14 protein-coding genes and 1 pseudogene are annotated in these 17,595 nt (G+C 49.6%); 4 read left to right on the top strand and 11 right to left on the bottom strand.

The features are described 5' to 3' along the window. Positions 1-14: 14 nt before the first annotated feature. The 11 genes from ispE to AB3114_RS06575 all read right to left on the bottom strand — a co-directional run bounded on the left by ispE (position 15) and on the right by AB3114_RS06575 (position 10,907). Entirely contained in the window at positions 15-866 is an 852-nt protein-coding gene (ispE, locus tag AB3114_RS06625) for a 4-(cytidine 5'-diphospho)-2-C-methyl-D-erythritol kinase (protein WP_367342476.1), read from the bottom strand. A gap of 138 nt (positions 867-1,004) precedes the next feature. Beyond that, positions 1,005-1,883, bottom strand: a complete 879-nt coding sequence (rsmA, locus tag AB3114_RS06620; RefSeq protein ID WP_367342475.1) for a 16S rRNA (adenine(1518)-N(6)/adenine(1519)-N(6))-dimethyltransferase RsmA — start codon at positions 1,881-1,883, stop codon at positions 1,005-1,007. Next, the gene (gene rnmV, locus AB3114_RS06615) at positions 1,876-2,445 is read right to left on the bottom strand and encodes a ribonuclease M5 (protein ID WP_367342474.1); all 570 of its coding nucleotides are present in this window, start codon (positions 2,443-2,445) and stop codon (positions 1,876-1,878) included. The genes rsmA and rnmV overlap by 8 nt, the downstream gene beginning before the upstream one ends. Continuing rightward, complete coding sequence (locus tag AB3114_RS06610; protein ID WP_367342580.1) at positions 2,432-3,220, bottom strand: TatD family hydrolase; 789 nt, start codon at positions 3,218-3,220, stop codon at positions 2,432-2,434. The genes rnmV and AB3114_RS06610 overlap by 14 nt, the downstream gene beginning before the upstream one ends. A 43-nt stretch (positions 3,221-3,263) precedes the next feature. Continuing rightward, complete coding sequence (gene metG / locus AB3114_RS06605) at positions 3,264-5,288, bottom strand: methionine--tRNA ligase (protein ID WP_367342473.1); 2,025 nt, start codon at positions 5,286-5,288, stop codon at positions 3,264-3,266. Positions 5,289-5,385: 97 nt separating this feature from the next. Then, the gene (locus AB3114_RS06600; RefSeq protein ID WP_367342579.1) at positions 5,386-6,240 is read right to left on the bottom strand and encodes a DUF72 domain-containing protein; all 855 of its coding nucleotides are present in this window, start codon (positions 6,238-6,240) and stop codon (positions 5,386-5,388) included. A 95-nt stretch (positions 6,241-6,335) separates the two neighbouring features. Continuing rightward, positions 6,336-6,935: a glycoside hydrolase family 73 protein gene (locus tag AB3114_RS06595; RefSeq protein ID WP_367342472.1), complete on the bottom strand. Its 600-nt coding sequence runs from the start codon at positions 6,933-6,935 to the stop codon at positions 6,336-6,338. Between the two features lie 114 nt (positions 6,936-7,049). Then, positions 7,050-7,757 carry an NAD-dependent protein deacylase gene (locus tag AB3114_RS06590; protein WP_367342471.1) on the bottom strand — a complete coding sequence of 236 codons (708 nt, stop codon included), beginning with the start codon at positions 7,755-7,757 and terminating at the stop codon, positions 7,050-7,052. A gap of 4 nt (positions 7,758-7,761) precedes the next feature. Then, positions 7,762-8,727: an IpaB/EvcA family protein gene (locus AB3114_RS06585; RefSeq protein WP_367342470.1), complete on the bottom strand. Its 966-nt coding sequence runs from the start codon at positions 8,725-8,727 to the stop codon at positions 7,762-7,764. A gap of 4 nt (positions 8,728-8,731) precedes the next feature. Next, entirely contained in the window at positions 8,732-9,985 is a 1,254-nt protein-coding gene (locus tag AB3114_RS06580; RefSeq protein ID WP_367342469.1) for a hydroxymethylglutaryl-CoA reductase, degradative, read from the bottom strand. Continuing rightward, a complete protein-coding gene (locus AB3114_RS06575; protein ID WP_367342468.1) occupies positions 9,975-10,907 on the bottom strand; it encodes an exopolyphosphatase in 933 nt (310 codons plus the stop codon). The genes AB3114_RS06580 and AB3114_RS06575 overlap by 11 nt, the downstream gene beginning before the upstream one ends. Before the next feature lie 357 nt (positions 10,908-11,264). Between AB3114_RS06575 and AB3114_RS06570 the strand changes: the two genes are divergently transcribed. The 4 genes and pseudogenes from AB3114_RS06570 to AB3114_RS06555 all read left to right on the top strand — a co-directional run bounded on the left by AB3114_RS06570 (position 11,265) and on the right by AB3114_RS06555 (position 17,510). Next, positions 11,265-12,614, top strand: a complete 1,350-nt coding sequence (locus AB3114_RS06570) for a transposase (RefSeq protein ID WP_169490189.1) — start codon at positions 11,265-11,267, stop codon at positions 12,612-12,614. 76 nt (positions 12,615-12,690) lie between these two features. After that, positions 12,691-14,997: pseudogene (gene helD, locus AB3114_RS06565) on the top strand (RNA polymerase recycling motor HelD); the annotation flags it as partial. 323 nt (positions 14,998-15,320) lie between these two features. After that, positions 15,321-16,505: an aminotransferase class I/II-fold pyridoxal phosphate-dependent enzyme gene (locus AB3114_RS06560; RefSeq protein WP_367342467.1), complete on the top strand. Its 1,185-nt coding sequence runs from the start codon at positions 15,321-15,323 to the stop codon at positions 16,503-16,505. Positions 16,506-16,517: 12 nt separating this feature from the next. Further along, positions 16,518-17,510: an NAD(P)-dependent oxidoreductase gene (locus AB3114_RS06555; protein ID WP_367342466.1), complete on the top strand. Its 993-nt coding sequence runs from the start codon at positions 16,518-16,520 to the stop codon at positions 17,508-17,510. Positions 17,511-17,595: the final 85 nt, after the last annotated feature.

The following is a 17,595-nucleotide window of genomic DNA, read 5'->3' as shown; positions in this document are numbered from 1 at the left end:
GCGCTTTCGTTCAGTTATAGCAACATAATCCGATAAACTTCACGGCAAAAGCCCCGCAAGCCGTTTTCGATACGGCGGGCCCGTGATTCGTTGTGACATAAAGCAAACATTGTCGGTCCAGTCCCGCTCATCTGCGCGGCATCGGCACCCAGTTTGATCATCTGCTGCTTAATACGCTTGATCTGGGGAAATTCCGCGGCCGTCAACGGTTCCAAGACATTACCCATGTAATGGAATGTTTCCGGCCAATCACCTTGACGAATAGCTTCCACGAGCGCATCTGTTTGCAAGTGATGCAGCTCTTCGTAGTTGATCTGCCGCAAGATGGATGGTGTTGAGACACTGATCTTTTGTTTGGCAATCACGGCCCAGTAATGAGGAAAAGATGGTAAGACCTCCACCCGTTCACCGTGACCTGTCACCCGTGCGGTCGTCCCGTAGACACAGTAAGGAACGTCCGAATCGATCGACAGCGACAACTGAGCCAATTCATTTTGGCGTAAACCAAGGCGCCAAACATTATTGAGGGCCCGCAAGACCGCAGCTGCATCACTCGATCCACCGCCGAGACCCGCAGCCACCGGAATGTGTTTGCGGATCTTGATCGTCACCCCTTCAGCAATATGAAAGCGTGACTTGAGGATATGGGCTGCCTGAAAGGCCAGGTTGCGTTGGTCGTTCGGCAAATAGCAGCTATCGGTATAGACCTTAATCGTCTGCGGGCGATCGTGAGTTTCTACCGTCACGTAATCGGCTAAATCCACCGAAGCCATCACCATATCCCATTTCGGGAGGCCATCCAAATAGCGCATCGGCGTATCCAACGCCAAGTTGATCTTGGCCGGTGCTTTTTCGTGGATTATCAATTTGTTGGCCCCCTCTCGTAGTTTTAGTTAATTATACTAAGTGCCTGCCTTCGCTTTCAACTCAGGAAGATGAAATTCCCTTGCAAAACACAGAAAAGCCGGAGCTATGGTCGATTTATCCACGGCTCCGGTTCATTTTTATTTAATTAGTTCAGCATCTGCCAAGGCATTCGTTAATTCGCTGAACTGGGCAATTGTCAGTTGCTCCGGCCGTATCTGCGGGTCAATGCCTAACTGCGTCAATACCGGAAGGAAGTCCGTTTTCTTGCCCAGCAAACTGCGCAGGTTGTTGCGCAAGCTCTTGCGACGATGAGCAAAACAGCCACGGACAACGCGTGAAAACAGTTTATTGGACACTGGCTGCGGTTGCAGATTTTCCTTGCGTGGCTTTAATAGAACAATCGCCGAATCAACATTTGGTTGTGGAACAAACGAGTGCCGCGACACGCCAAATGCCAGTTGAGCATCCATCTGGGATTGGACCGCCACCGTCAACGTTCCGTAGGCTTTGGTTCCCGGAACCGCCGTCAAACGATCGGCCACTTCCCGCTGCATCATGACACAGATAGCAGCCCATGGAACTGAAGAGGAAAGCAGATTGATCAGGATTGGGCTGGTGATGTAGTAAGGCAAGTTGGCCACGACTTTAACCGGTTTGCTGGGATCATCGAACTCGTCACTAACCAGTTGCTGAAGGTTGGCCTTCATCACGTCCTGTTCTTTAATAGTGACGTTGTGGTATTCTGCCAAGACATCCTTCAACACCGGAATCAGCGATTCATCGATTTCAAGGGCGAGCACCTGCCCCGCACGCTTGGCCAGTTGTTCGGTCAATGCTCCAAGGCCAGGACCGATCTCAATTACGTTATCATGGTTACAAATTCCGGCAGCGTCCACAATCCGTTGTAAAACGTGGGCATCGGTCAAGAAATTTTGGCCATAGCCCTTTTTAGCACGCAGACCATACTTCTTCATAATGGCCCGGGTACGCTTCAAATTACCGATTGCTTCAGTCATGCTGGTCCTCCCCATCGATTTGTGCTAGTGCCCGAGTAAAGTCATCGCGACTTACCCGGAAGAGGTTGAGACGGTGTAAAAACTGCTTACCGTTGCCATAGCCGATTCCTAAGATTTGTCCCAAGCGTTCCCGACGACGACGCGAAGTCGGCCCGTTGACAAGATCGGCACGCGCCAGGTCGCCATAGGTGAACAACGGTTTCTCAGTTTTCGTTTCTTCCGTGTAGACGTTAGCCAAAGCCTGGCGGATTGTCTCAGGACTAGCGTGTTCAACACCGAGACTCCCGTGAGCCTCCGTTGGCACCCCCTGGTCACGACGAATGAAGGCGTGCTTCACTCCTGGGACAGCCTGACTAATCATTTTACGCAGCCGTTCACCATTAAAATCAGGATCGGTAAAAACAATCAATCCCCGCCGTTGCTGTAATTTTTTCAAGCGTTTGAGGTCGACAGCCGACAAGGCCGACCCCCGCGTTTCGTAGGTGTCGGCGTTGACAGCTTTTTGAATTTGCTTCGTATCATCTTTGCCTTCGACAACGATGACTTCTTTAATCTTCTTCATTCTGCTCCCTCACCGGAAACAATTCTTTTGCGTTACGGAAGCTAGCTTGTGCAACTTCCTCCGGTTGACAATTCTTCAATTTAGCGACACCCATGACGACATAGCGGGTATAAGCCGGCTCATTGCGCTGACCCCGGTAAGGTTCCGGTGTCAGGTAAGGCGCGTCGGTTTCGACCAACAGCCGATCCAGTGGCGTCTCCTTGACGGAAGCCTGCACATCTTCGGCGTTATGGAAAGTTGACACACCACTGTATGACACTTGCATCCCCAGGCCGAGAAATTTGTGCAGCCACTGGGGACCACCATTGAAGCTGTGCATCACCCCGCCAAAGTCACCCACATGGGCTTCCTTCAGCAGGCGGTAGCAATCAGCCAGGGCATCCCGGCAATGCACGGAAATTGGCATCTTCATTTCCCGGGCAATATCGAGTTGCTCGGCAAATACGCGTTGCTGAACTTCACGGGGCGAACTATCCCAGTGGTAATCCAGGCCAATTTCTCCCAGTCCTACCACCTCAGGACGATGCAGATCCGCGATCAACTGATCCTGGGTCGCTTGGTCATAGTTCTTAGAATCTTCCGGGTGCCAACCGATGATGGCATGGAGCTGGGGATAGTCATGTGCCAGGCGCAGTGCCCGCACGTTTAACTTCTCGTTAGAACCAACCATGTTCATCTCCACGACGCCCAAGTGTTCAGCCCGGTTAATCCAGGCCGGAACATCATCGTAGAAGGCGTCGTCATTGAGGTGGGTGTGAGAATCATAAATTTTCATCACCGGCCGCACGGGACTGATCGCTGCCTGATAGTCGAAGCCCTTACTCAACGTGGGACCCCGGAACTAGATTCTCTGGTACCGTGACAACCTGGACCTTACCATCATGTTCTGATGACAGCAGCATCCCTTGACTGACCTCGCCACGCATCTTCCGCGGCTTCAAGTTAGCAACGATCAGAACCTTCTTGCCAACCAAGACGGATGGGTCTGGATACCATTTAGCAATTCCGGACAGAATCTGCCGGCCGGTGGCAGAACCGTCATCCATGTGGAATTTCAGTAACTTGTCGGCGTTCTTGACGTGACCAGCTTCCGTGATGGTAGCGACCATCAGTTCAACCTTATCGAAGGCTTCGATCCGGATCTGCTTCTTGCCACCATTGGCTTCAGCTTCCTTGTCACGGGCAGCCTGCTTAGCTTCTTCCATCACCTTACGACCCTTTGCCTTGGTATTCTTGCTCATCTTGCTCTTCAGGAATTCGACTTCTTCCTTGTTGTCACGACGTGGGAAGAGTGGTGTTCCCTTCTTAACGACCGTGACGGAAGCTGGGAAGTCGTCAAATTGCAAGTCGTTGATCGTTACGGGAGCGTCGCTCAAGCCGAGTTGCTTCATCATGGCTGAATGGGTGTGGGTCATGATTGGCTGTAACAATGAGGCAATTACCCGCAAACTCTTGGCCAGGTTAGTCAGGACGTCACTGAGTTCATCAGCCTTGCTGTCGTCCTTGGCCAACTGCCATGGTTCGGTTTCGTCGATATACTTATTAGCCCGTGATACCAGTTCCCAAACGGCAGCTAAAGCGTCGGCAAAACGCGTCTTATCCATGTAAGTGCGGTAGTTCTTAATGCTGTTAGCTGCAGTCTGGCGCAGGTCATCATCATAATCGGTAGTCGCAGACGGGTTGCCATTCAGCTTGCCGTCCTGGTACTTGTTGATCATGGCAATGGTCCGGTTTAAGAGGTTGCCGAGGTCGTTAGCGAGGTCAAAGTTTACCTTGTCCACGAAGTCTTCTGGACTGAAGACACCATCATTGCCAAATGGCATTGCCCGTAGCAAGTAGTAACGGGTAGCGTCCAGGCCATAACGATCGACCAGGGTTTCTGGGTAAATAACATTACCCTTGGACTTGGACATCTTGCCGTCCTTCATCGTTAACCAGCCGTGACCGATAACGTGCTTCGGCAATGGCAGACCCAGTGCATGAAGGATGATTGGCCAGTAGATGGTGTGGAAACGCACGATTTCCTTACCGACCATGTGGATGTCAGCTGGCCAGTACTTCTTGAAGAGAGAGTCGTCGTCGCTGCCGTAACCGAGGGCAGTAATATAGTTAGACAGCGCATCGATCCAAACGTAAACCACGTGCTTCGGATCAGATGGTACCTTCACACCCCAGTTGAATGAAGTCCGGGAAACGGACAGGTCTTCCAGTCCCGGCTTTAAGAAGTTGTTGATCATTTCGTTCATCCGTGAATGTGGTTCGATGAAATCTGGGTGTTCCTTGTAATAGTTCATCAACCAGTCAGCATACTTGCTCATCTTAAAGAAGTATGATTCTTCTTTGACCAGCTTGACTTCGTGACCAGATGGAGCCTTTCCGCCGATAACGTTACCGTCCTTATCACGGTAAACTTCGGCCAATTGGCTATCGGTAAAGTACTCTTCATCGTCGACTGAATACCAACCAGTGTATTCACCTTTGTAGATGTCACCCTGCTTCAGCAGTTTTTCAAAAATCTTCTGAACAGCCTTTTCGTGGTAATCATCGGTCGTGCGAATGAACTTATCATTAGAAATATCCAAGAGTTTCCACAGCTTTTTGATCTGGGCAGCCATCTTGTCGACGTATTCCTTTGGCTTCATGCCCAGTTCTTCAGCCTTTTGTTCGATCTTCAGACCGTGTTCATCGGTCCCGGTCAGGAAAAAGACGTCGAAGCCGCTCAGACGTTTGTACCGTGCCATCGCGTCACAAGCAACGGTCGTATATGAATTCCCGATATGCAGCTTGCCCGATGGGTAGTAGATTGGTGTAGTAATGTAAAAAGTTGGTTTTTGTTCAGCCATATGAGGCCCCTCTTTCATTAAAAACTCATAATTAAAACTAGTATAACAAATCCTGCTGTTAATACATTCTTTTTTTCATAAGCAGGACCGTATCGTATCAAAATAGTGACAGCTGTTTCGGCGGGCGCCGGTTCAGTCCTTCAAAGTGCAGGCCCATAATTTTCTGCAGCTGTAGGGCGTTCGGTGCGGCATCCTTGGCTGAGTTATTATTGAAAATCACCGTCAGTTCCTTTGGTTGTGGCTCCAGCTTGTGAATCAACTTACTCAATCCCGTTAACTCATGCTGGGAATAACGGTAAAGTGTGCGCCGGCTCCGCCATTCCTTACCGGGATGGTTCCAGCCTTCAACATTGCGGCCATGCAAGCGAATCATCGCCAAGTTGGGATTAGTGGTGCGCAAGTAAAATGGCACGCTCGTCGCCGTTGTGTGGGGCTCATCCGCCGCAACTAAGGTAAAATCCATGTCGCGACAAAAGGCAGCAGTCGGTCCCGCAACCCCGTGTGCCAGCCAGCTGACGTGACGAAACTCGACCGCTACCGGTAGCTGCCCCATCAAACGGCGAACCGTCTGTAAATAGTCAATATTATCTGGCATCGCCGTGAAATACGGTGGGAACTGAAAGAGCACCGCTTTGAGCTGACCGGCGGCAACTAGTGGAGCGATGGCTTCCCGGTACTGGGCAAAGATATCAGCCAGTGGCGGTTCCTGGTCAGAAAAACCAGTGAGATGCTTAGTCATTGCCCGGTGGGCCTTGATGATGAACTGAAACGACGATGGCACCTCACCCAGCCACTTGATGACCGTCGACTGCCGGGGAATCGCATAGAAAGCAGTGTCTACTTCAACGGTCGGCAAGTACTGGGCGTATTCACTCAGCCGAACCGGTCGGCTCGCACCATCGATAAAGGCCGGGTGCTCACTCCAGGTGGTCAGCCCAAGTGTCACTTTCACCATGTTCATCCCCTTCCTCAAACTTTATGCCCCTATTCTACACCATTAAGAAAAGACCCAGTTGTACGTCTGATACGCTCAACTGAGTCTTATTCTTACTTGTCATATTGGTTTAAGTTAAACTTCTTGATCGCATTGATCAACTTATTGGCGTAGTCCGGATCGGTCGCATAGCCATCTTGTTGCAAATCACGAGCGGCTTCCTTGTAATTCTTTGCCTTGGTAACGTTCTGGTAACGATTTGGATTATCCGTCGTCCCTTCTAACAGCAGCTTCGTGTGCTGTTTAATCGATTCAGACCAGCTACTGTAAGTAGCAAAGTAAACCTTTACGTGCTTCTTCTTGCCGTTAAGGTATTCAGTAGTCAGCAGTTTCACCCGGTGGCGCTTATTCGTGGCCTTAACACCGAAGAGGTTGTTATACTTCCGGGCTAGCGAACTGCGTCCCCATTCGGATTCCAAACCAGCCTGAGCAATGATGATGCTTGCCGGAATGCCGGTTCGTTTCTGTTCTTTTTGAGCAGCAGGTGCAACAGCCTTGATAAAGTGGCTAGTGGACATCTGCGCATTGCGCTGTTGCCGCTGTTGTTGGCGAACGATGGCCTGGTGATGAGCATAGAGTCCGCCTGCCGCAGCCACTACGATGACAATGACCACGACAAGCGCAATCAGCCAACCACGCTTCTTCTTTTTCATTTTCAATTCCCCCTCTGCTCCACAAGTGAGTTTGCAATTTATTTTAGCCAAAAAGTATGAAATTTTATTTTAAAAAAAGCAAAGATTGTTTAACATCCTTGCTTTTTTATAAATTTATTGCGGCTTCACTTGTAATTCATCGAAGAACTTCACAGCGTCATCCTGAATCATCGTGAATTTAACCGGCAGATTCAGCTTTTGCTGGTTAACGGCCAAGATCTTGGCTTGGGGGTTCGCGTAATCGAGCAAACCAGCAAACGGGTAAACCACCATCGAAGTACCGACGATCACAACGAGGTCGGCTGCCTGCAGAGCAGCTAATGACCGACTGATGCTGTCTTGCTTAATGCCCTCATCGTAGAGAACGATGTCTGGACGCAGCGGGCCACCGCAGCCTTGGTGAATCCGGTTCTTCAAGTAGTCGTGCCAGTCGACATCCTTGCCACACTTTTCACAGTAGACGTGGTAGAGGTTACCATGGAAATCTACCAAGTGTTTGGTGTTAGCACGTTCGTATAGGTTGTCGATGTTTTGGGTGATGACGGTTGCCCGGTCCTGTTGCGTTAAAGCTGCTTGCTTTTCGTGAATAACGTTGGGCTTTGCGTCTGGGAAGTACAGGTTTTCCTTGCAGTACTGGTAAAAGCCATCGGGATCACTCGTAAAGAAGCGGTGACTCAGGTAGTATTCAGCATTTTTGTTCTTCGTGTATAAACCGTTAGCTGAACGGAAATCTGGAATCCCCGAAGCAGTTGAAACACCTGCCCCGGTCAAAAAGACAATGTGTTGAGCTTGATCGAATAGCTGTTGAATTTCTTCTTCCATCTGATTACTCCCTTACAATGTACGGTACGTTCAGGTACTTCAACAACGTTTCTACCGGTTCGTGGTAGAACTTCAGCATGTCATTTGATGAATAGTCACCCTTCGGAGCTGAGATGACAAAGGAATTTTGGTGGTCACCCTTAGCTAAACCAACGTAGGCTTTCCGCCCCGTCTCCCGAGAAGTCATCCCCGAGTGGTAGATATCATAAATCTGGTCCACGTTTAACCGCAGTTGACGTTTGGACAAAACTGGGGACAGGGTCGTGTACTCGTTATTGTTTAACTTTGGCAGGCCCCAATCTTCCATCTGTTCATCAAAGATGCGGAAAAGTTTGACAACCATCCGGCGCATCCCAAATGGCGAATCAACTGGCTTTTCAGTAATCTTTGCATACAGTTTCTTGGCTGCTGCCAAGGCTTCTGGGTAGTGTTCTTGCAATTGGCCCTCGTATTGTGGCAGGTGATCGCCATAGAAGACCAAGGCGTCCAAAATTGTCAGCAGGCGCAGGGTCCGTTCTTCATCATCCTTTTTGCCCTCATCGGTCAGGGTGTGGAGAATTCCCTTCATGTACTCCTGCTCGATCCGTTCGTTAATTAGGTTGTGTTTGCGCTGTTCACTGACAACCACCCGGTGGGCAATGACGTTGTACAAGTCGGTTGCCATGATCATCATCTGTTCGTTTAATTCTTTGCTGCCCAGTGACAGTTCGAAGAAAATTTCCGGAAAGCCGCGGAGGACCATCAGCAGGTGTAACAGTTCGTGACTTGCCGTGTAGTTAGGTTCTGTTAAGTCGGTTACGATAATGAATAACCCACCCGGTAAATCCTTCTGTTCTGCTTGGTCATGGCGAACATAGCCTGATTTTTTACCGTGAAACTGAACGAAAACGTGGGTTGGGTAGAGGCGGTTGACCTCATCCAGCAGCTCCTGAGTATCGTCGTTTAATTTGATTGCCTCTTCTTCACTCATCTGATCAATCCTTTCGTATTTTCGATAAAATCTCTTTTGCTTGTTGTTTGTCGGGATGTTCAATTTTAGCCAGCTGAGCAGCCACTAGCGGTGCTTCTTTGGGAGTGGCCCCGACGCTTAAAGCCAGCGAACGGTACTGCAGTTTCATGTGTCCCGCTTGGATACCATTAGTCGCCAGCGCCCGTAACGCAGCTAAGTTTTGCGCTAAACCCACGCTAGCTGCCACTTGAGCTAACTGCTGAGCAGTTTGGATGCCACTGATTTGGTAATTCATCCTGGTCTGCGGGTTCAAACCGATGGAACCGCCGACCACCCCCGTCGGCATCGGCAAAGTCATCCGGCCAACTAATTGTTGCCCTTCGATTTGCCAAGTGCTGAGGCCACGATACTGACCATTGCGCGCAGCATAGGCGTGAGCACCGCTTTCGATGGCCCGCCAGTCATTGCCGGCAGCAATCATCACGGCGTCGATGCCGTTCATAATCCCCTTATTATGGGTAGCTGCCCGGTACGGATCAACCTGAGCCAGGGTGCTCAGGTCTGCAATGCCCTGAGCCGTCTCGGCACCACTGAAGCCGTGACCACCGAGATTGTCAAAGTCAACCCTTGCCGTTACGGTTTGGCAGCTCTCCGTTGCCAGGTTAGAGAGGATGGCCGCACTGACTTCCCAACCATGTTGGCGCATTAGCTCAGCCGCTGCTTCGGCCATCGTGTTGACACAGTTAGCGCCCATCGCTTCGCAGACGTCGATTTGGAGATCCAAGCTGACGAACGGTGGTTCCTCACGCAAACGCAAACCCTTGGCGCCGCCACCGCGTTTTTGCATGGACGGGTGCGCGGCATTAGCAGTACTGAGAATTCTCTGGTAATTAGCATGAACCCATTTTTTCAGCTCTGCCGGATCATCGACATCTTTGAAAACCACCTGACCGATCATCATTCGTTCTTCATTTGATGCCGTGAAACCGCCAGAACGGGCTACCCGTTGAGCACCGTTGCTAGCCGCAGCAATCACCGACGGTTCTTCCACTACCATCGGCACGGTGTAGTCACGTCCATTGACGACCAAACCGACTGCCACCCCTTCCGGTAGCTGGTAGTCGGTCAGATAATTTTCAATCAGCTGGTTACCCAATGATGTCGCGTGATCAGCCATCAATCGTTGATGGTCATTATCCAAGTGCAGCTGTCGGCTGATGATCTCCTGGCGTTCTTGAGTAGAGCGCCGGTAAAAACCGTGTTGCCAATTATTGTTCATGGTGTTGCCTCATCTGAATGTATTCGGTGATGATCCCTTCACGGACGCCACTCTCCGAGAAGATTACCCGGCCGTCGCGGTTGCGCATCAGCAAGATCACCAAGGGCAGCATTCCACCGATAATGATGTCTGCCCGGTCGGTCTCAAGTCCCAACATATGCTTGCGTTGCCGCAAGTTACGGCTAAGCAACTCGCGATAAGTAGCAAAAACCACCCGCGAGGTCAATTTATAACCGTGAATAGAACGGTGGTGAAGTTGACGATGGGCCTGACTCATCCGCGCCAAAGTACGGTTGGCACCACCCAACAGGACGATTGGGACCCGCGTCGCATAGTGCAGCCACGGGATTTTGTTGAAGCGCTGACTGACGGACGCCTCGGCCCGAAAGAGGTCGTTAGCCCGGACGTACCCGCCTAGCTGGAACTGTTCTGATAAGTTGACGGCGCCAATCGGTACCGAAATCAAATGACTAGCCCGCCGGTGTTCAACGAGAATCAATTCACAACTAGCTCCCCCGACGTCTAAGATCAGACAGTGGTTGAGTTTGAGGGTGCGAATAACCCCCAAATAGTCGTAATATGCTTCTTTTTTACCTGATAGAACCCGTAATTCAATGCCCGTTTCTTTTTTGACCCGGTCCAAGAATTCCTGACGGTTACGCGCTTGACGGACTGCTGCCGTCGTAATTGCCCGGACTTCGACTCCCGGGTATTGCTCATAAATTTTTTTAAAGCGGTGAAGGGCGGACATAACCCGGTCCATGGCGGCCGGTTGCAAAATTTTTTCGCGTCCCATCCCTTCTGACAGCCGTGCATTTTCCTTAACACGCTTAATTTCCCGGAAACGTCCGTCCGGGAAAATTTCGTTAACTGCCATCCGTGCAGAATTCGATCCCAAGTCAACAATTGCGAGGTTTTTCATCGTTAATGCCTCCGCTATATTTGTTGATTTAAAAAACTCACATCAATATTACCATTTTTACCATCGTTGCACACTGGATAAGACAAGCATTTGAGCGATTTTTTTGCATTGGCAAACCGGAAAGCTTTCGGGAAGTCATTTGACTGCTTCTGTGCTACAATAGTTCAGCAAATTTAGGGAGGGAAAATGACGTGGCAAACGATCAAGCAGAACTAATTCGTGAACTGAAACTTGAAAGCCCTGAATTGCAATGAAATCATTGTGGTTCAGGGCTTTTGGACGAAAAAAATAAAAAACGCAAGAACTCTTACGCTATACTTTAAGTGTCAAAATCAAAGTAGAAAAGAGTCTTGCGCTATGCAAATTATAAACCATTTCAGTACTGAAAACGATTCTCAAAACATTATTTCTCACTTCTTAAGCCTAATTGGTCTAGCTAAGCTAACTCACAGGGTGAATTTTAAGCGTCACTCATTATGTTCATTGAAAATGATCGTAGCTTGGTTAATGACAGCTCATTTTGAGCGTCTTTCGATCAATCGTGCTCATCCAGATTGCCATTTTACCCCAAGAACGGCACGGAATGTTTTGAATGATGGCCGTATTAACTGGCAGAAATTAGTCTGTTTAGTAGCGATTCAATTAATTCGCATCTTAACCCCGTTTATTGATGGTCGACGTCGTTTGGCATTAGTGCTTGATGATACTCTGTTAGCACGTCGTTGGTCCCAAAAGACTGAATTATTAGCCAAGACCTATGACCACGATAAGCACGAGTATGTAAATGGTTACCGTGGCTTAACTCTCGGTTGGAGTGATGGTAATACTTTTTTGCCTATTAATTTTGCTTTAATGTCAACTCACCAGCCTGCTAATCTGATTGGATGCTTAGCGCAGATTACTGACCAACGTCAAATTGCCGGTCAAAGAAGGGCTCAAGCTCAACGCCCAATGAACCAAGTGGCTCTAGAATTGATTAGACAAGCGCAAACACTAGGCGTGTCAGCTAAATACGTCCTTTTTGATTCTTGGTACAGTTCGCCGAAGATGTTTTGGCAACTCGCTCAGCTTCAGCTTTTTGGTGTGGGTATGCTCAAACGCAGCGCAAAAGTCTATTATCGATATCGTGGTCGTCACTATAGCATTAAGGGTCTTTATCAACGTTTAGCAGCTTCTAAAATGAATTGTCGGCATCACTATCTTTACAGCAGTGTCATTCAAGCCCAATATCATGGCCATCAGTTTCCGCTAAAAGTGGTTTTTGTATCCAAAAAGGGGCACCGTCAGGACTACCTAGTTTTAGCGACCACTAACTTAGCTATGCGGCCAGAAGAAATCATTCAATTGTACGGACGCCGCTGGCAAATTGAGACCTATTTCAAAGCTGCTAAGCAGTATTTAGCTCTTAATCGATCACAAATTCAAAGTTACGACGGTCAATGTGGTTATATTGCCGTCACCATGATTACTTATGACTTATTGGCTTGGCAAGAACGACTTAATACTGATGATCGCACAATTGGTGGACTCTTTTACATTATGAATCAAGCACTGCCAGATATTCGTTTTATGGACGCATTGGTCTACTTATTTCATGAACTGGGTCGAGCTGAGCTCAGCCTAACTGATCACATTGATAACATCATTAATCGATTCATAGCTCAGTTGCCAATAACGATCCAAAAAGCATTGAATACTGGCATCTAAAAGTCTAATTTAGGCTGAGAAAAGCCGAAGCTGACGCAGCTCCGGCTAGTTTTCGTGCTTTCAAGTTTCAGTTCGTGAACAAAAACGGGTCGACATGGTCTTGGCGACGATCAACAAGCGCATCAAAAAGACAGAGAAAATGCTGGCTGATGCCCACCACGAAACCCGGGCGGTCGAAAAGAACTATGGCGAAAACGCCTCGATCAACCGTTACGAAGTCGATGATATTGCTGAATCACGGGCGATGATCGAACAACAGCGGCGGCTGGTTAACCAAGCTGTCGAAAACGAAGCCATTTTGAAACGGCAATTGCGGACACTGAAACAGCTTCAACAGGCCCCATATTTCGGACGGATTGACATCCAAGATCCTGGTGAAAAATCTGCGGATTCGCTTTACATCGGGACGGCTTCCCTGATGAACGAAGACGAAACGGACTTTTTGGTCTATGACTGGCGGGCTCCGATTTCCGCCGTCTACTACAACGGTACCCTTGGTCCTTGCAGCTATGACACCCCGTCGGGCACTAGACAAACAACACTAATTAAGAAGCGTCAATTCACCATCCAACACGGCAAAATCACCCACATGTTTGACACCAACGAACTCGTCGGCGATGAAATGCTAAAACAGGCCCTCAGTGAACACGACGACCGGCAGATGCACAACATCGTCGCCACCATCCAGCATGAGCAAAACGATATTATTCGTGATACCAAGAGCGACCTCTTACTAGTTCAAGGGGTGGCCGGTTCCGGTAAAACTTCCGCCATTCTGCAACGGATTGCCTACCTGCTCTATCACTCTCGTGAGTCACTGAATGCGGACCAAATTGTCCTCTTTAGTCCTAACCTGCTCTTCTCCCGTTACATCGCGGACGTCCTGCCAAGCCTGGGCGAACGGAACATGCGTCAAGTGACCCTCGCTGGTTTCTTAAGCAAGCGTTTTGAAGGGCTAGAAGTTGAATCGCTCTTTGATCGCTATGAACAACGACACAACAATGACCAGAATCACCCAATTGCCGACTGGATGGAACAACCGAACCTGATGAGTGCGGTTCATCAGTACCTCCAATCCTTACAAGCGGGTAAATCTGCTCTGCGGTTTATCAGCATCCCCTTTAACGGCAACGAATTCTTCTCTGCCAAACACATCGCTGCTATCTTCGCTCAGCAGCCGACTGCGATGACAATTACTAACCGGCTGGTGCGCACCAAAAACGTGTTAATCCGTGAACTCCAGCACCGTGTGACAGAGGAATCAGGTAGCAAGTGGATTGCCGCCGAAATGGATGACATGACAACCCTGCAGCTACACCGTCTGTATGGCAAGCACCACTTAGATGATTTCAAGGACGAAAAAGCGGCCCAGCGCTATATCGCCCGGCGCTACACGAAGAACCGTTTGCGTCCGGTGGCCGATGCCATCTACAACAACTACTTCATTGATATTTACGAACAATACCGTGACTTCCTGCAACAGGTCGACTTACCTTCAAACATCAGTCAACGCGAGTGGTCCAACATGATGCTGCAGTATGACCAACAGCTGGAATATCACAAATTAGCGTTGATGCACGCAGCTCCCCTGCTTTACCTTCGTGATCTAATCACTGGCAGTGGTCAAAACCGGGCACTCCAGTACGTCTTTATCGATGAAATGCAGGACTATTCGTCGGCTATGCTGATCTACCTGCACCATGCCTTCCCGATGGCCCGCTTTACCATCCTGGGCGACAGTGAACAAGCCCTCTTTAACCCGCTGGAGTTGCCGGAAACCCTGCTGCAAAATCTCGGCAACGCCCTCGAAGCTAAACGACCTAACTTAATCGTCCTGCGACGGGCCTATCGTTCAACGACGGAAATCACCGATTTTGCTAAGGCTCTTTTGCCGGACGGCGATCGGGTCATTTCCTTTACCCGTCACGGTGCCAAACCACGCCTGTTGGTCGCTGACAGTGATTCCGCGAGCGCTGAACTAATGGCTAAGGAACTCCGTCGACTCGACAATGGCCAACAGACCGTTGCTGTCCTGACCGTTGATGCAAAAGAAGCACACGCGGTGACCCGTCAGCTTCACCAGCACGGCATTACGGCGCACCTGCTCAGCAACAAAGACAGCGAACTCCCTGATGGTATCGCTGTTCTGCCAATCTACTTAGCAAAAGGGTTGGAATTCGATGCTGTCGTCATCCCCGACGTGTCCAAGCAGACCATGCCTGACAAAGACTTCACTGGTATTCTCTACACGATGGCTAGCCGGGCCATGCACGAACTGACGATGATCAGCAATGGACCGGTCACGCCGTTGGTCAATGATGCAGTTTGCCAACACTTAAAGATTGAAACACAAATTGCTCCAGACAAAGAGGCCGGCAAATGATTGCACGTGATTAGGGACTCGCTGCTCTTAATTTCCTGCTTAGTCCTCTCTAATTATTTTTTAATATTATATTGTCAAATCGGTTTCATTCGCGTATGATATTAACAGAAGGTGAAAAGATGAACACGATTATTAACAAAGTGAATTCTTTCTATTGGTGGCTAGCGCCTACGTTCCGTTAGTCCCTTTTCGTGTGGCTTTCGGACGCTATTCATCCGGGAGCATTTCACCAAATATAACTGAAATCGACCCGGGTGCTGAATTTGTCTCAGTCACCCGGTTTTTTGTTGCCTGTTTTATGATTCTGAAAGGAAGTTTTTCTGATGTCAAAAGCAAAACCATCAGTTGCTGCTCGTTTCAACCAAAACATTAAGTCCGTTCAACCAACCGGTATCCGTGAATTTGACGCCCAGTGCAGTTCTATTCCAAACATCATTAAGTTAACCATTGGTGAACCCGACTTCAACGTTCCAGACGCCATGAAGAAGGCTGCCATCGACGCCATTAACAACAATGATTCTCACTACGCTCCGGCTGTCGGTTCCGAAAAAATGCGGGTCGCTGCCAGCCACTTCCTGAAGGACCGTTATGGTTTGGATTATGATCCCGACAGCGAAATTGCCATCACGATCGGTGCCAGCGAAGGAATTTTCACTGCCATCGGCGGTTACGCTAACCCTGGCGACGTCTTCCTGATCCCAACACCGACCTTCCCGATGTACATGGCTGTTGCCCAGTTCTTCGGTGGCAAGGCTGTTGAACTCGACACCAGCGATGATGGTTTCATCCTGACGCCAGAAAAACTGCAGGCTGCCCTGGATAAGTACGGCGACAAGGTTAAGGCTCTGGTCCTGAACTACCCATCAAACCCAACCGGTGTTACCTACACGGATGACCAGATTAAGGCCTTAGCCGATGTCCTGAAGGGCACCGACGTCCTGGTCATAGCCGACGAAATTTACTCCGAATTGGTTTATGACGGCAAGCACACTTCCATCGCTAAGTACATTCCTGACCAAACCATCGTCCTCAACGGTGTTTCCAAGTCCAGTGCTATGACCGGTTACCGGATCGGTGTGATGGCCGGCCCGGCAGACCTGGTCAAGCCAGCCTTCTTAGCCCACAGCCTCGACGTTACCGCCGCTGCCGATCCATCGATGGCCGCTGCTGCAGCCGGAATGGACACCAAGGCTGGTCGTCAGGCTACCGCTGACATGCGTGAAGAATACAAGCGGCGTCGTGATTACCTCGCTCCGGCATTGCAGAAACTTGGTTTTGGTGTCACTAAACCAACCGGTGCCTTCTACATCTTCGCCAAGATCCCGGCTGACCAAAACCAGGACGATGTCGCTTTTGCTACTAAACTGGCCAAGGAAGCTCACGTTGCCACGACCCCTGGTTCCTTCTTCGGTGCCGGTGGTAAGGGTCACCTGCGGATCAGCTACGCTGCCAGCATGGACAACATCCAAGAAAGTGTTAAACGGATTACGAAGTTGCTGAAGGACTAAGGAGGTCTTATTTTGACTAGTATTTTAATGACTAGCGTCCGTGACGATGAACAGGCGGCTATCCATGATTATGCTGAGCAACACCACATCACGATTAATACGACACCTAAGTTAATCAATGACGCCCTCGACCTGGTGCCAGGCAACGATGGCGTTGTCATTCAGCAGCGTGGCAAGGTCAGTGATGACGTCTACGGTGTCTTGGAACAAAACGGTATTAAGCAACTGACGACACGGACTGCCGGGGTCGACACGATTGACCTGGAGGCTGCCCACAAGCACGGTCTGACGGTAACCAACGTTCCCGCATATTCTCCACGGAGCGTGGCCGAATTTGCTTTGATGCAAATTTTCCGGATGCTGCGTCACACCTACGCTTTCGATCACCAAGTTGCCCGCAATGACTTCAGTTGGCATGGTCTCCAATCCAAGGAAATTCACTCTGCCACTATCGGTATCATCGGTGTAGGCCGGATCGGTGGCACACTCGCTAAGTTGCTCCATGCCTTAAATGCCACCGTCCTCGGTTACGACGTCAAGCCACGGACCGATCTCGACGGGATCGTCCAGTACGTTTCCAAAGAAGAACTGCTAAAGCGGTCTGACGTGGTCACCCTGCACGTCGACCTCAACCCCACTTCCAAGGGCTTGATGACGGCTAAGGACTTCGCTTTGATGAAGCCAACAGCCTCGCTGGTCAATGCCAGCCGGGGTCCAGTCGTCGTGACTAAAGACCTAGTAGCTGCACTGAAGCAGCACGAAATTCAGGCCGTCGCCCTGGATACAGTCGAAGGCGAAGCCGCCATCTTTGCCCAAGACCATTCCAAAGAAGGCATTGCTGATCAGCTGCCGTTGGTGGACGAGCTCAATAAGATGGACAATGTCATTCTGACACCACACATTGCCTTTTACACCAACGTCGCCGTCGAAAACATGGTCGACATTGCTCTTGATGACGTGATGAGCATCTTGAATGGTGAACAGCCAAAGAATGAAGTAAAGTAAGGGAAAAACAAGCAATTAGCAAAAAAGGGGCTGTGACATAACTCCTATTACATAGATAAAAAGTGAACACACAGTACAACAATGG

The organism is Limosilactobacillus sp. (assembly GCF_040772465.1).
In the GTDB taxonomy this organism is placed as follows: Bacteria; Bacillota; Bacilli; order Lactobacillales; family Lactobacillaceae; genus Limosilactobacillus.
This window is presented reverse-complemented; position numbering and strand designations above follow the sequence as displayed.

Bases quoted from the DNA above. Each gene is read 5' to 3' on its own strand.
- AB3114_RS06560 (WP_367342467.1), top strand. From the start codon at position 15,321: ATGTCAAAAGCAAAACCATCAGTTGCTGCTCGTTTCAACCAAAACATT.
- AB3114_RS06580 (WP_367342469.1), bottom strand. From the start codon at position 9,985: ATGAACAATAATTGGCAACACGGTTTTTACCGGCGCTCTACTCAAGAA.
- AB3114_RS06585 (WP_367342470.1), bottom strand. From the start codon at position 8,727: ATGAGTGAAGAAGAGGCAATCAAATTAAACGACGATACTCAGGAGCTG.
- AB3114_RS06570 (WP_169490189.1), top strand. From the start codon at position 11,265: ATGCAAATTATAAACCATTTCAGTACTGAAAACGATTCTCAAAACATT.
- rsmA (WP_367342475.1), bottom strand. From the start codon at position 1,883: ATGACTGAAGCAATCGGTAATTTGAAGCGTACCCGGGCCATTATGAAG.
- AB3114_RS06595 (WP_367342472.1), bottom strand. From the start codon at position 6,935: ATGAAAAAGAAGAAGCGTGGTTGGCTGATTGCGCTTGTCGTGGTCATT.
- AB3114_RS06610 (WP_367342580.1), bottom strand. From the start codon at position 3,220: ATGAAAATTTATGATTCTCACACCCACCTCAATGACGACGCCTTCTAC.
- AB3114_RS06590 (WP_367342471.1), bottom strand. From the start codon at position 7,757: ATGGAAGAAGAAATTCAACAGCTATTCGATCAAGCTCAACACATTGTC.
- rnmV (WP_367342474.1), bottom strand. From the start codon at position 2,445: ATGAAGAAGATTAAAGAAGTCATCGTTGTCGAAGGCAAAGATGATACG.
- metG (WP_367342473.1), bottom strand. From the start codon at position 5,288: ATGGCTGAACAAAAACCAACTTTTTACATTACTACACCAATCTACTAC.
- AB3114_RS06575 (WP_367342468.1), bottom strand. From the start codon at position 10,907: ATGAAAAACCTCGCAATTGTTGACTTGGGATCGAATTCTGCACGGATG.